The sequence below is a fragment of the Accumulibacter sp. genome (genome assembly GCF_031732815.1).
Lineage (GTDB): Bacteria > Pseudomonadota > Gammaproteobacteria > Burkholderiales > Rhodocyclaceae > Accumulibacter.
The window spans coordinates 26,777-39,916 of record NZ_JAVMKF010000067.1; the positions used below are offsets into that span (position 1 = coordinate 26,777).

Sequence of the window (13,140 nt, forward strand, 5' to 3'; positions counted from 1 at the left end):
CAACCATGTTTCAGCGCGCTGCGCCTTTGCCTTGCGCACGGTAACTGCAGCAACCTGAATTCCTCTATTCGACAGCGCCGCTGGATCAGTCGCTTGACGCCGGGCGCTTGCTTGAGTTTGACCAGATGACGCCAGCCAAGCGCTGCCATCGCGGCCATCCAGCGTTTATTGCCGAAAGCAGGGTCGCCGCGCGCGAGGAAGGGGCGTTCCGCCAGGGCGAGCCCTCGGGCAGTTCGTGCAGTCGAGGCAGCCGCCGTCTGACCAAGATGCATGCCATGGCCCGGACGCTGTGCTGCGGTGCTTGAGAGCGGCGTCGGCAACGATGCATACTGCACACCTTTTGCACCGCTCCCCGATCCCGTCGTGTCCTGCCACGCCCATGCGCCGCACTAGCCGTTCCGCCCTCCCCGTCTCGGCTGTCGACCGCCCGCCAGCCGAAGAGGCAAGCCTCTGGCCGACCCTGCACAAGCTCGGCCCCTACCTCTGGCAGTACAAGTGGCGCGTCATCTTCGCGCTCGCCTGCCTGGTCGGCGCCAAGCTGGCCAACGTCAGCGTGCCGCTCATTTTCAAGCAGATGATAGACAGCCTGAGCGGCAGCGAGCAGGCTCTTGCGCTGCCGGTACTGCTGCTGATTCTCTACGGCTGCTTACGCTTTTCAACTTCGCTGTTTACCGAGTTGCGGGAAATCCTTTTCGCGCGAGTCACCCAGCGCGCGGTTCGCCGTATCGCTCTCGAAGCGTTTCGCCATCTGCACGAGCTGTCGCTACGCTTCCATCTGCAACGCCAGACCGGCGGCGTTTCGCGCGACATCGAACGCGGTAGCCGGTCGATCTCGAACCTGATCAGCTACACGCTGTATTCGATCCTGCCGACCGTGGTCGAGATCTCGCTCGTCCTGGTCGTGCTCCTGGCCAACTACGACGCTGCGTTCGTGCTCATCACGCTGCTCTCTCTGATCGCCTATGTGCTGTTCACGATCAAGGTCAGCAACTGGCGAATCGCCATTCGGCGACGGGTAAACGACGCCGATTCAGCCGCCAATACGCGCGCGATCGACAGCCTGCTCAACTACGAGACGGTCAAGTATTTCAACAACGAGGAATATGAGGCACGCCGTTACGACCAGCAGATGGTCGACTGGGAAGATGCCGCGACGCGCAGCCAGATTTCGCTCTCCTGGCTCAACCTCGGTCAGCAGATCATCATTGCGCTCGGTGTCACGGCGATGATGTGGCTCGCCGCGGCGGGCGTCGTCGACGGCCGGCTGACCATTGGCGACCTCGTGCTGGTCAATGCATTCCTGATCCAGCTCTACATGCCGTTGAACTTCCTCGGAGTGATCTACCGCGAAATCCGCCAGGCGCTGACCGACATCGAGCGCATGTTCGCCCTCCTCGCGGTGAACCGGGAAATCGCCGATGCACCTGCCGCGACCGTCCTGGCTCCAGGCCCGGTCGAAGTGCGCTTCTCCGCCGTCGACTTCTCGTACGAAGCGAACCGCCAGATCCTGCACGGCGTCGATTTCACCATCCCGGCCGGACACACGGTCGCCGTCGTCGGCGAATCTGGTTCAGGCAAGTCGACGCTGGCACGCCTGCTCTACCGCTTCTATGACATCAGCGCCGGCTCGATCTGCCTCAACGGGACCGACCTGCGTCAGCTCACGCAGGCCAGCCTGCGCACCGCGATCGGCATCGTCCCGCAGGATACGGTGCTGTTCAACGATACGCTGTTCTACAACATCCAGTACGGTCGACCGACGGCCAGCCGCGATCAGGTGCTGGCGGCAGCCGAGGCGGCACAGCTTGCCGGATTCATCGACATCCTGCCCGACGGCTACGAAACGCGCGTTGGCGAGCGCGGGCTGAAGCTCTCGGGCGGCGAAAAGCAGCGCGTCGCCATCGCGCGCGCCTTGCTCAAGAATCCCCCGGTGCTGATTTTCGACGAAGCCACTTCGGCGCTCGACTCAAGGACCGAAAAGGCGATCCAGTCCAGCCTCGACAGCGCCGCGCGCGGCCGCACGACGCTGGTCATCGCGCACCGGCTGTCGACCATCATGCAGGCCGATCAGATCCTGGTCATGGACGGCGGCCGCATCGTCGAACGCGGCACGCATACGCAATTGCTCGAGGCCGGCGGGGTCTACACCCAGATGTGGTCGCTGCAGCAGCAGGAGGAGTCGGGCGAGCGCTTGTAGGCCGCCGCGACAGCCATCGTAGCCATCCACAGCGATCGTCGGCGAGCGAGCGCTGGCCCGGCACAAGCGACCGCCGGCGACCACCCGCCCGCTTGCCGGCTGCGCGCGTGCAGCTCAGCCGCCTTTGCCATGCGCGTCCCGCCAGGCGTCGCGCATCTCGCGCTTGAGCGTCTTGCCGGCGGCGTTGCGCGGAAAGTCGCGCATGACCTGCACCGCGTGTACGCGCTGGTAGCGCGCGCCGACGTTCTGGTTGATCCACTCGCGCAGGTCTTCGGCCGCGACCTGCGCGTCGCCGTGCAGGATGACGGCTGCCACCGGCGTTTCGCCCCACTTGTCGTGCGGCACGCCGAAAACCGCCACTTCGCGTACCGCCGGGTGGCGTGCCACCACTTCCTCGACGTCGCGCGGGTAGATCTTGACCCCGCCGCTGTCGATCATGTCCTTCTTGCGGTCGACCAGATAGAGGTAGCCTTCGTCGTCGGTGTAACCCAGATCGCCGGTATACAGCCAACCATCGCGAATGGCCTGTTCGGTCAGGTCGGGCCGTCCGTAGTAACCGAGCATCTGCGACGGACCACGCCCGACAATCTCGCCGACCTCGCCCGGCAGCGCGTCGCTCCCGTCGTCGCGCACGATGCGCATCTCGAAGAAGAACGGCGGCGAGCCGACCGAGCCCGCCTTGCGGACCGACTGCGTCTTGTCGAGGATCGTCCAGAAGCCTTCGGTCAGGCCGTAGAGTTCGTAGAAGCGATCGGGCAGCAGGCGGTTGAGCTGATCCTTGTGCTCCTGATAGAGCGGCGCGCCAAGCGAGAGAATCATCTCCAGCGAGGACAGCTTGGCGGGTGAGAAATTCGGCGCGTTGAGCACGGCAATGATCTGTGCCGGGACCATCATCGTATGCGTGACGCGTTCGCGCGCGATGATCTCTATCGCCTCACAGGCGTCGAATTGGCGCTGCAGAACGTAGCGCCCGCCGAGGAAGAAGCACGGCATGAGAGTGACGAAGGCGCCGTTGAAAACGATCGCACCAGTATGCAGAACGACCGATTCCGGACTCATCCGCCAGGTCGAAGCAAACAGCGTGCAGTACATCGAGCGCACGAAATGGCTGTGCATGATCCCCTTCGGCAAGCCGGTCGTGCCGCTGGTGTACATGATGTTGAAGAGATCGGACGGACCGACCAGCGCCGGTTCCAGCGGCCGATCCGGAAAGCCCGCGACGAGTGCCGCATAGTCGCCGTAACCGTCGGCGGCCCCATCGACGAGCAGCACGCGCGCGCTGCCGAGCGCCGGAAGTTCGGCCAGCACCTGCTCGACCACCGGCAGCATCGCCCGCTGGGTAAGCAGGCACGCGGCACCCGAGTCGCGCAGCAGACTGGCCAGCCCGGAAGCCATCAGCAAGGGGCTGAGCGGGACGAGCACAGCGCCGACCGTCGGTACCGCCCAATAGATTTCGAGCAGTTCGCGGCAGTTGCCAAGCGCCGTCGCCACGCGATCGCCCGGGCCGATGCCGAGCGCGCGCAGCAACTGCGCACAGCGGCTGACGCGGGCGGCGAACGCCTGCCAGGTCAGTTGTTCGTCCTCGAAGACGACGGCGATTCGATGCGGAGTGAAACGGGCGTGATGCCTGATCAGCGTCGCGAGTTGCAGCATGGTTGTCCTTTCGAAAGCGGGCGAAAGTGATGCCCGGAAAAACGGCCTCGTCGTGCGCCGGGGGACCTGCCGGCGCCCGCCGGGGCACGCCATCGCAGCGCAACAAAGCGACTACTATACAACGTTGCCGGACGCCTCGAATACCGACTGGTGGAAGCTCGCCGAGCGCATCCGGCCCACCCCGGAGGCTCGCCATGGACCGCCGCAGCGCCCGCGCCAAGCGCCTTTTCCGGCAGTTCCCGAGGGACGAAAAATAATCGCGCGCGGCCAGGCAAAGCGGCTAAACAATTTATCCGCAGAGGAGTAGAATGGTTTGTGCGGTGCAGAATCGCAAGCTTGAACGCAAGCGCCGGGTGAGCTCTCAGCATGCGGCGCTGCCTTTGCTGCACAGCCCCGGGCGGCACTGATCGCGCTGCGTGCGCTGCTCTGGGCAAAGGGGACTTCACTGGATTTCTGTATTTCTGGTTTTCGGCCGGCGCGCCGGAATTGCCTGATCGTCGGTCGCCCTGAGCAGGGCGACCGAATTTGACTCACGTTTCACGTCTATCGACGGAGGTTGGAAAAATGTATGCACTGTTAAGGGAAATGCCTGACTTCACAACCAGCTGGTGGAGATACATGCTGGCGATGATGCGCGCTTCGAACCGCGAGATCAGCGAAATGAACGACAACCTCTTCATTGCCGCACACATTGCGATGAATGCGGCGCGCGACAACCCGCTCAGCATGCTGGAAACCTTCGAGATCCTTGAGCACAACGTGGGCATGATGCGCAAGGGCCTGGCCGGCATGCAGGGCAAGATGGCCGACTATGCCTTCGACCAGGTCGAAGAAGGCACGCGTGCCTTCATGAATTCGCTGCTCAGTTCGGAAGGAGAAAAGCTGAGCGGTTACATGCGGCGCGAAGCCGAGATCATGGAAGCCGTATCCAACTTCAACGAACAGATCGAAGCGATCGCCGATGAATTCGGCTTCCACTTCAACACGTCGAACTACAAGCTCGTCCATGAAACCGACTCCTTCCAGCTCTATCAGGTGCTGCCGCTGAAGAAGGGCGTCGAGGTGCGCAGCGATCTGAAGCCGGTCATTCTCGTGCCGCCCTACATGCTCGGCGTGCACATCCTCTCGTTCCTGCCCTACGAGAACAAGAGCTACAGCCACTCGTTCGCCAATGAAGGCATCCCGACCTACGTGCGCGTCGTCAAGGACATCATGACCAATGAAAAGGTCCAGAAGATGACGCCCGAGCAGGACTGCGAGCAGACGCGCGAGCTGTGCGCCAAGGTGATGGAGCTCAACGGCGGCAAGAAGGTCACCCTGAACGGTACCTGCCAAGGCGGCTACATCTGCCTGATGAACATTCTTTCGGGCAAGCTGCGCGATGTCTGCGATGCGCTGATCACCAACGTCACACCGGTCGACGGCACGTACAGCGACGCCATCAGCGGCATGCCGACGATGCACCACGACTTCATCACGACCACCCTGCCGAGCGGCAACAAGGTGGCCAATGGCTATCTGCTGAGCCTCGGCATGCGCTTCGTCGCCATCGACCGCGAAACGCCGCTGGTCAAGGTGCTCGACCAGGTCTCGCTGCATCGCGCGACCGACCTCAACCCCGGCAAGACGCCCGCCGCGCTCTTCCGCTGGTTGCTCAAGGAGCGCGTGCACCTGCCGCTGGCGATCGCCAACATGAGCTCGCACACCTTCCAGGATCCGATCGCCGATGACGGTACCTTGCCGGTGAAGCTGTTCGACAAGCCGCTCAACATCAAGTCGCTGGTCGACCTGAACGTACCGTGGTACCAGAACTACGCGATCAAGGACGACCTGGTTACGCCACCCTGCGCGACGGCTGGCAACAAGTACCTCGAAGGCTGGGACAAGCTTGAATCGGTCGCTTTCTTCGGCGGTCACGTCGCCATCCTGACCAGCCCGTTCGGCAAGAAATCGCCCGTAAACGGCACTTTCACCGACGCCAACGGCAAGGCGGCGCGCGGTCCCGTGAAGTTCCAGGTCGACATTTCCGCCTGACGCCACACTGGAGACTCTGCTTATGAGCTACGCGAACATTATTGCCGAGACGCGCGGCAAGGTCGGCCTGATCACGCTCAACCGGCCGAAGCAGTTGAACGCACTGAACGATGAGCTGATGGACGAAATGGGCCGTGCGCTGGCCGATTTCGAGGCCGACGAGAACATCGGGGCGATTGTCATCACTGGCTCCGACAAGGCCTTTGCCGCAGGCGCCGACATTACGGTCATGCAGTCACTGTCGTACATGGAAGCCTACAAGGGCAACTTCATCACGCGCAACTGGGAATGCGTCAAGAACTGCCGCAAACCCGTGATTGCTGCCGTTGCCGGCTACGCGCTGGGCGGTGGCTGCGAACTGGCAATGATGTGCGACATCATCCTGGCCGCCGACACAGCGGTTTTTGGTCAGCCGGAAGTTCGTCTGGCCATCCTGCCCGGCGCTGGCGGCACGCAGCGCCTGCCGCGCGCCGTGTCGAAAGCCAAGGCGATGGACCTCTGCCTGACCGCGCGCAACATGGATGCGCAGGAAGCCGAACGCGCCGGGCTGGTGTCACGCGTCGTTCCCGCCGACAAGCTGCTCGAGGAAGCTCTCGCCGCGGCCAGCCGGATCGCCGGCTTCTCGCTGCCGGTGGTTTTGATGATCAAGGAATGCATCAACCGCGCCTACGAGAGCTCGCTCGCCGAGGGCTTGCTCTTTGAACGGCGCACCTTCCATTCGGCATTCGCCCTGGATGACCAGAAGGAAGGGATGACCGCCTTCGTCGAAAAGCGCAAGGCGTCTTTCAGCAACCGCTGAGCCTGCGCAACGACCCCTGGGGGCGCACGTCCGTAATGGCCGGCCGCCCCTAGGGAATTTACCCGACGGCCAGACCAGCCTGATCGGCTGCGCCAGATGGAGCCGTCGCCTCTGCCGGTCGGCACCCGAGCCCACACCTTGGCAGCCGGCATCGCCCTGCGCGGTAGACCCCGCCACCACGAATCACCAACTCCCGGCACGCCAGCCACCCGACTGCTGCGCCAGCGAACGCGCGACCAGGCTTCAACGGGCGCCGGTCTGCGGTAGAATTCGCCGCCCTGCCCCATCGGCAAGCCGCAAACCAGCAAGGAGATGGAAGAATGTCCGGACACGGTTTCCACGTGCATGGTCCGCACGATCACGAAGTCGAACATGTCGCCCAGCATGGAGGCGACACATTTACCTCGCGCGTCGCCGTTCTCACCGCCATCCTGTCGACCGTCGGCGCAATCTTTGGCTACCTCGGCGGGCACTCGCAGAATGCCGCACTGATCTACAAGAACGAGGCGGCGATCCAGAAGACGGCAGCCTCGAATCAATGGAACTACTATCAGGCGAAGAGCAACAAGCAGAACCTCGCCGAACTGTCGATCACGTTGACGACCGGCGAGGCGCGCGAGAAGTACGTGCAGGAAGTCGAGCGCTACAAGAAGGAAAAACAGGAGATCAAGAGCGACGCTGACAAGCTCGAAGCAGCGGCAAAGGAAGCAGACCGCAAGAGCGACCACGAAATGCATGTGCACGAGCGCTGGGCGCTTGCCACGACCCTGCTCCAGATTGCCATTGCGATGGCCGCCATCACGCTGCTCACGCGCAAGCGCTGGATGCTCTTCGGCGTCTACGGCGCCAGCCTGCTCGGCATCGGCGTCGGCATCCTCGGTTACCTGGCCTGAACGAGCTCCCGGCTCGCGCCGCCTTGCTGCTCGCTGCGCGCGGCAGCGTGTCGCCGCCGCGCGTCATCCGGGCGTAGGGCAGATCACGTCGAGCGCGCGCAAATTTGCCGCGCCAAGGCGTCGATCGCGGATGGGCTCAGATCATCGGTGGGAAAATTCTGCGGGGCGGCAAAACCGGCGTAGTTGCGATTCTGCGAGCGAAAATAGAGCGGGTCATAATGCTGCTCGAGCAATTCGCCGACCAAGGCGCGCCAATCACCCTCAAGCACCTGTTCGCGCCAGCGGGCTATCGTCTCTACGCTGCGCAGATGGCGCAACGAAGCAAGCCTTTCGTTCAGCCATTCGGGCGCACGCAGAAAATATGCGTAGTCGCGTAACAGGTAGTCGACGCGTGCGGTAAACGCGGCGTCGATGTTTATGCAACAGCCGGCGCGCATCGTTTCGATCAGCGCTGCCGGCAAGTGCAGTGTACCGATCTTGCGGCTTTCCGCTTCGACATAAACCGGGCGCTCGCGGTCGAAACGCTGCAGTGCGACGAGCAGCCGCGATTCGAACATTTTCTGCGCAGGCTGCGGCGAATCGGGCAAGGAGCCAAGCACCGAACCCTTGTGACAAGCAATCTCCTCCAGGTCGAGCACCTGTTCGCCCAGGTGGCCGATCGCCTGCAGGACGCGGCTCTTGCCGCTGCCCGTCGGCCCACAAACGACCTTCAGCCGCAGGCCCAGCGGCAACTCGTTCAGTGCCGCAACGACCAGCCGCCGATACGTCCGGTAGCCGCCTGCCAATTGCTGCGCATCCCAGCCGACCTGGCGCAAAACATGCGTCAGCGAGGCACTGCGCTGCCCGCCGCGCCAGCAAAGGACAAGCGGCCGCCAATCGCGCGGCCGCTCGGCAAAGTGCTGGCGCAGATGCTGCGCGATGTTCTCGGCGACGTAGGCGGCCCCCACCTTACGCGCAGCAAACGCGGAAACCTGCTTGTACAGGGTTCCCACCTCGCAGCGCTGGCGATCATGAAGCACCGGATAGTTGCGCGAACCGGGAACATGATCCTCGGCAAACTCGGCTGGCGAGCGAACATCGACGATCTCGTCGAAGGACGACAAGTCGCTCAAGTGCTCAATGCTGGCGATATCGTGTTTCATGCCAGTGAAGCCTCGCCCGATCGGCGCTGGTTGCAGGTCCTCATTTGAGCAGTGGCTCCAGACCACGCCAGACGTTGTCGAGCAGCAAGGGCTGCGCTTCCGCCGTCGGATGCAGATTGTCCGCCTGGAAGTAACGCGCCTGCGTGGCTACGCCGGCAAGCAGGAAATCGACCAGAGGCGTCCGGCGCGCCTTGGCCACCGCTGCGAAAGTCTGATGAAAGTCGGCCGCGTAGCTGCCGTAGTTGGGCGGGATGCGTTGGCCGACGAGCAGTACGCGCGCCTTCCGCTGCTGGGCCGCGTCGACGATGGCGGTCAGATTGGCGCTCATCTGACTGACCGGCAGTCCGCGCAGACCGTCGTTGGCACCGAGCGCGACGATGACGATCTGCGGCGTATAGCGGTTCAGCGCCGCCTCGATGCGCGCCCGACCGCCGCTCGTCGTCTCACCCGAGATGCTGGCATTGACGACGGTATAATCGAGCTTCCTCTCCTGCAGACGCCGGGCCAGCAAGGACGGCCAGGCTGCCTCCTGAGCAATACCGTAACCCGCCGAGAGAGAATCGCCGAAGACGAGGATGTTCTTCTGTGCCAGCGCTGCCGGAGCGAAAAGCAAGGCTCCGACCAGGAGCAAACCCTGAAAGCTTGAGAGACGAAACATGGTGGACAATACGTCGATGGTGGTTGAGGTAAAGAAACTGACCCGGCGCGTCGACAACGGCGGCGAGCCGTTGACCATTCTGCACGACATTTCGTTCGCCGTCGCTGCCGCTGAAACGGTGGCGATCGTCGGCGCCTCGGGTTCCGGCAAGTCTACCCTGCTCGGCCTGCTGGCCGGCCTCGATTTGCCGACCAGCGGCTCGGTCAGCCTCGCCGGCGAGGACATCACCCGCCTCGACGAAGATTCCCGGGCCGTCCTGCGCGGTCGCTTGCTGGGCTTCGTCTTTCAGTCATTCCAGTTGCTGCCTTCGCTGAGCGCGCTGGAAAACGTCATGCTGCCGCTCGAACTGGCCGGCGCAGCAAACGCCCGCAGTGAAGCCGAGTATTGGCTCCAGCGCGTCGGCCTGGCGCATCGACTGCGACATTACCCGAAGCACCTGTCCGGTGGCGAACAGCAGCGCGTCGCGCTGGCCCGCGCATTCGCGCCGCGCCCACGCCTCGTCCTGGCCGACGAACCCACCGGCAATCTCGACGCAGCCACCGGCCACCAGGTGATCGACCTGATGTTTGCGATCAACGCCGAGCGCGCCACGACCCTGCTGCTGGTGACGCACGACGAAGAAATCGCCGCCCGCTGTTGCCGGCGGCTACGCATGCACGCCGGCGAGCTGGTCGAAGTCTGAGCCCGTCTGAAGAGATTTCTACTGACTGGCCTCCAGCTCCCAGTCGTACATCCACACCTGACAACGCGCGCCATCGTTCCAATACACGACGCGATAGGTGTTCCCGTTGTTGTCGAGCGACAGCGAGTCGACCCGCCCGACCATGTCAATCGCCTTGATGCGGACCGCCTGCCCGAGGTCATACGCAAACTCAACCGTTCTCAAATCGTCCTCCCGTCGAAAAATCGGCGCTGACCGCGCGCTGCGCACTCAACTGTCCGCCGAATCGCAAGTCTAATGGAAATCTTCCGTGCACCGCGTTCGCCGCCGGATTACCCGGCAAGCATTCGCTTGCTTCCGGCGCAAGGTGAACTAGACTCAGCTCATGGCAGGCGGCAGGCAGGCTGGACACCTGCCACAGGCCAAGCCGAGACGCGGCACCAGGCGCAGGCACGACGAAGCCCACAGCAGTCAACCGCAAGGACGAAGAGGAGGAAGTCATGACGGACCATCCCACATTTTCCGCGTCAGCCACGCGCGAACCCGAGCGCACGAGCGGACGTTTCGTCGTTACCTTCCGTGACGACGACGTCGCGAAAGGCATGGCAACGCTGGCCAAACGAGCCGCTATCCGGAGCCTTCCGAGCGCCGCCGATTTCACCGATTCGGCCCTCGACATGACGCAGCTCAGCGCCGCCGGCGGCGCCGTCTTTCCCACCCTCGGTGTTGCCGTCGTGACGCTCGACGACGACGCGCTGAGCAGCCTGATGGCGGCACACAGCGATGACGCCGACGGCGCGATCCTCGACATCGAGCCCGAGCGCATGTTCTACGCGCTGACCGACGACGCCGGCCTGTCGCTCGCCTATCTGCAGGGCTATCGCGACGCTGCCGACAACCTTTACGAAAGAGCGCGCGCCAGCGTCGACGCCGCCACGGCGGCCGCCGCCAGCGGCTTTTTCGACGACGCCCAATCGACCTGGGGCCTCAAGGCAACGCGCGCGGTCAACTCGCAGCGCACAGGCAGCGCGATCAAGCTCGCCGTCCTCGACACCGGCTTCGACCTGCAACACCCGGACTTCCGCGGCCGGCGGATCGTTACCGCTTCCTTCGTTTCCGGCCAGACCGTACAGGACGGGCACGGCCACGGCACGCACTGCATCGGCACCTCCTGCGGCAGCACCGACGCCAGTGGCCGGCGCTACGGCGTCGCCCAGAAAGCGACGATCCATGCCGGCAAGGTCCTCGCCGACAACGGCAGCGGCTCGACCTCGGGGATTCTGGCCGGCATGGAATGGGCGATCAACAGCGGCTGCCAGGTGATCTCGATGTCGCTCGGCAATACCGTCAGCACACCGTCGACCGCCTACGAAAAGATCGGCCAGCGCGCCCTGCAGAAGAAGTGCCTGATCATTGCGGCCGCCGGCAACCATCGGCCAGGGACCGTCGGCCAGCCGGCCAACAGTCCGTCGATCCTGGCCGTCGGAGCGGTCGACAGCCAGATGCGGCTGGCTTCGTTCTCCTGCGGCTCGGGTAACGCGGGCGGAGCCAACGTCGACCTGGTCGGACCAGGCGTTGCCGTATACTCGTCGACCAAGCTGCCGACGCGCTACGCAAGCTGGAACGGGACCAGCATGGCGACCCCGCACGTCGCGGGCGTAGCCGCGCTGTGGGCGCAGACCTCTGCCGCCAATCGCGGCGCAGCGCTCTGGCAACTGCTGACCGCACGCGCGCTGCGCCTGCCGCTCGCCGCGAGGGATGTCGGCGTCGGCCTGGTGCAGTCGCCGCCGACCTGACCGTCAGGCGCAAGGCCGGGCCGTCGCCCGGCCTTGCGCTCTACCGGCGAGCCGCTGCTGGCCGGAGCTTTGCCTTCCGCCGCTGATCGGCCTTTGAACGAGGTGAGAACGAGAAAATGGACGAAGCACAAGTGCAGTCAGTCATTGTCACCATCGACGATGCGCACCTCGCCGACATCCAGTCAGTCGCGCACCGCCTGGGCGCGGCTGGCTTGCAGGTGTCGCGCGTCATGTCGACGATAGGCATCATCGCCGGCAGCGCCCCGGGATCGTCGATCGCCCATCTGAAGGCGGTGCGCGGCGTATTGGAGATCGAGGCAGATCGGGAAATGCACGCCTTCGGCGGCGCCGAATAGCCGACCACTTCGCTTGCCCGCCGGACCACCGGCAGGCAAGCGACTCAGGCCTGAGCCCCGCGCTCGATGATCACGCCAACGCGGCGCACGCCACGCAGCGTGCCGAGCTTGGCGATCGAAACGCGCACCCAGGTGGCGCCGAAATCCTCAAGCAGCAGCGTCGCGACGTACTCGGCCAGGCGTTCGAGCAGATTGAACTGGCGCGCTGCCAGCTCGGCCACCAGCCGCTCGACGACACTGGCGTAGTCGATCGTATCCCCCAACTCGTCGCTGGCGCCGGCGCTGGCCGTCGACGTCCCGATCTGCAGCGAAATCTCGACCGTCTGCGCCAACGCCCGCTCGCGCGGATAGATGCCGATCAGGGTCGAAGCGCGAAAGTCTTCAATGAAGATGATGTCCATGCCGGGCTGCGTCGTGTCGGTGTACAATTGATCGGCCACCGCAGGCGAGAGCGATGACGGGCGGCGAATTTTAACCCAGAGCCCCCGCCAAACCTACGCACGAACACGCTCCGATGCACTCCCACCTGAACATGCTGCTGGCCATCCTCGCGGCCTACCTGCTCGGTTCGGTCTCCTTCGCGCTCGTCGCCAGCCGCATTTTCGGACTGGCCGATCCGCGCACCTATGGATCGAAGAACCCCGGCGCCACCAACGTGCTGCGTAGCGGGCACAAGGGCGCAGCCGTGCTGACACTGATCGGCGACGCCGCGAAAGGCTGGCTCGCCGTTTTCCTGGCCGAGCGCTGGGCGCCCGTGTTCAATCTCCCCGACTTCACCGTCGGCCTCGTCGCGCTGGCCGTCTTCCTCGGCCATCTCTACCCGATCTTCCTGCGCTTCAAGGGAGGCAAGGGCGTCGCCACGGCGGCCGGCGTGCTGCTCGCGATCGACCTCAGACTTGGCCTGGCGACGCTCGCCACCTGGCTGGTTGTTGCATTCGCCTTGCGCTACTC

Annotated in this window: 13 protein-coding genes; 8 read left to right on the forward strand and 5 right to left on the reverse strand. The window is 64.2% G+C overall.

The genetic code is table 11. The annotated features are described in order from the left end of the window. Positions 1–379: 379 nt before the first annotated feature. Positions 380–2,197, forward strand: coding sequence for an ABC transporter ATP-binding protein/permease (locus RKP46_RS05915; RefSeq protein WP_311105777.1), 1,818 nt, complete (start codon positions 380–382; stop codon positions 2,195–2,197). Between the two features lie 114 nt (positions 2,198–2,311). Here the strand turns inward: RKP46_RS05915 and RKP46_RS05920 are convergent, their stop codons facing one another. Then, the gene (locus RKP46_RS05920) at positions 2,312–3,850 is read right to left on the reverse strand and encodes an AMP-binding protein (protein WP_311105778.1); all 1,539 of its coding nucleotides are present in this window, start codon (positions 3,848–3,850) and stop codon (positions 2,312–2,314) included. Positions 3,851–4,477: 627 nt separating this feature from the next. Between RKP46_RS05920 and RKP46_RS05925 the strand changes: the two genes are divergently transcribed. From RKP46_RS05925 to RKP46_RS05935, 3 genes are all read left to right on the forward strand, one after another. Beyond that, on the forward strand, positions 4,478–5,884 hold the full coding sequence (locus tag RKP46_RS05925; RefSeq protein ID WP_311105779.1) for a metal transporter: 1,407 nt from the start codon (positions 4,478–4,480) through the stop codon (positions 5,882–5,884). Positions 5,885–5,906: 22 nt separating this feature from the next. After that, positions 5,907–6,683, forward strand: coding sequence for an enoyl-CoA hydratase (locus RKP46_RS05930; protein WP_311105780.1), 777 nt, complete (start codon positions 5,907–5,909; stop codon positions 6,681–6,683). 320 nt (positions 6,684–7,003) lie between these two features. Further along, positions 7,004–7,576 carry a DUF4337 domain-containing protein gene (locus tag RKP46_RS05935; RefSeq protein ID WP_311105781.1) on the forward strand — a complete coding sequence of 191 codons (573 nt, stop codon included), beginning with the start codon at positions 7,004–7,006 and terminating at the stop codon, positions 7,574–7,576. Between the two features lie 83 nt (positions 7,577–7,659). Here RKP46_RS05935 and mnmH read toward each other — a convergent pair whose 3' ends face one another. Then, the gene (mnmH, locus tag RKP46_RS05940; protein ID WP_311105782.1) at positions 7,660–8,718 is read right to left on the reverse strand and encodes a tRNA 2-selenouridine(34) synthase MnmH; all 1,059 of its coding nucleotides are present in this window, start codon (positions 8,716–8,718) and stop codon (positions 7,660–7,662) included. A gap of 40 nt (positions 8,719–8,758) precedes the next feature. Beyond that, a complete protein-coding gene (locus RKP46_RS05945) occupies positions 8,759–9,376 on the reverse strand; it encodes an arylesterase (protein WP_311105783.1) in 618 nt (205 codons plus the stop codon). On the opposite strand from RKP46_RS05945, the gene RKP46_RS05950 reads away from it, so the two are divergent. Next, positions 9,375–10,058 (forward strand): ABC transporter ATP-binding protein, encoded by a 684-nt coding sequence (locus tag RKP46_RS05950; RefSeq protein WP_311105784.1) that lies wholly within the window; start codon positions 9,375–9,377, stop codon positions 10,056–10,058. The genes RKP46_RS05945 and RKP46_RS05950 overlap by 2 nt on opposite strands. 18 nt (positions 10,059–10,076) lie before the next feature. On the opposite strand, the gene RKP46_RS05955 is transcribed toward RKP46_RS05950, so the two are convergent. Continuing rightward, complete coding sequence (locus tag RKP46_RS05955; RefSeq protein ID WP_300327642.1) at positions 10,077–10,262, reverse strand: hypothetical protein; 186 nt, start codon at positions 10,260–10,262, stop codon at positions 10,077–10,079. Between the two features lie 275 nt (positions 10,263–10,537). Here RKP46_RS05955 and RKP46_RS05960 point away from each other — a divergent pair, with 275 nt between their 5' ends. Together RKP46_RS05960 and RKP46_RS05965 are read left to right on the forward strand one after the other, a co-directional pair. Beyond that, on the forward strand, positions 10,538–11,833 hold the full coding sequence (locus tag RKP46_RS05960; RefSeq protein WP_311105785.1) for a S8 family serine peptidase: 1,296 nt from the start codon (positions 10,538–10,540) through the stop codon (positions 11,831–11,833). A gap of 116 nt (positions 11,834–11,949) precedes the next feature. Then, the gene (locus RKP46_RS05965) at positions 11,950–12,189 is read left to right on the forward strand and encodes a ketohydroxyglutarate aldolase (protein ID WP_311105786.1); all 240 of its coding nucleotides are present in this window, start codon (positions 11,950–11,952) and stop codon (positions 12,187–12,189) included. 44 nt (positions 12,190–12,233) lie between these two features. Here RKP46_RS05965 and RKP46_RS05970 read toward each other — a convergent pair whose 3' ends face one another. Beyond that, a complete protein-coding gene (locus tag RKP46_RS05970) occupies positions 12,234–12,590 on the reverse strand; it encodes a dihydroneopterin aldolase (RefSeq protein WP_311105788.1) in 357 nt (118 codons plus the stop codon). A gap of 113 nt (positions 12,591–12,703) precedes the next feature. Between RKP46_RS05970 and plsY the strand changes: the two genes are divergently transcribed. Further along, a partial coding sequence (gene plsY, locus RKP46_RS05975; RefSeq protein ID WP_311105787.1) for a glycerol-3-phosphate 1-O-acyltransferase PlsY occupies positions 12,704–13,140 on the forward strand: 437 nt, incomplete at its 3' end.

What these genes read in the sequence shown, in the direction of transcription:
- RKP46_RS05915 (WP_311105777.1), top strand. Translation starts at nt 380, where the DNA reads ATGCGCCGCACTAGCCGTTCCGCCCTCCCCGTCTCGGCTGTCGACCGC.
- RKP46_RS05920 (WP_311105778.1), bottom strand. Translation starts at nt 3,850, where the DNA reads ATGCTGCAACTCGCGACGCTGATCAGGCATCACGCCCGTTTCACTCCG.
- RKP46_RS05925 (WP_311105779.1), top strand. Translation starts at nt 4,478, where the DNA reads ATGATGCGCGCTTCGAACCGCGAGATCAGCGAAATGAACGACAACCTC.
- RKP46_RS05930 (WP_311105780.1), top strand. Translation starts at nt 5,907, where the DNA reads ATGAGCTACGCGAACATTATTGCCGAGACGCGCGGCAAGGTCGGCCTG.
- RKP46_RS05935 (WP_311105781.1), top strand. Translation starts at nt 7,004, where the DNA reads ATGTCCGGACACGGTTTCCACGTGCATGGTCCGCACGATCACGAAGTC.
- mnmH (WP_311105782.1), bottom strand. Translation starts at nt 8,718, where the DNA reads ATGAAACACGATATCGCCAGCATTGAGCACTTGAGCGACTTGTCGTCC.
- RKP46_RS05950 (WP_311105784.1), top strand. Translation starts at nt 9,375, where the DNA reads ATGGTGGACAATACGTCGATGGTGGTTGAGGTAAAGAAACTGACCCGG.
- RKP46_RS05945 (WP_311105783.1), bottom strand. Translation starts at nt 9,376, where the DNA reads ATGTTTCGTCTCTCAAGCTTTCAGGGTTTGCTCCTGGTCGGAGCCTTG.
- RKP46_RS05960 (WP_311105785.1), top strand. Translation starts at nt 10,538, where the DNA reads ATGACGGACCATCCCACATTTTCCGCGTCAGCCACGCGCGAACCCGAG.
- RKP46_RS05965 (WP_311105786.1), top strand. Translation starts at nt 11,950, where the DNA reads ATGGACGAAGCACAAGTGCAGTCAGTCATTGTCACCATCGACGATGCG.
- RKP46_RS05970 (WP_311105788.1), bottom strand. Translation starts at nt 12,590, where the DNA reads ATGGACATCATCTTCATTGAAGACTTTCGCGCTTCGACCCTGATCGGC.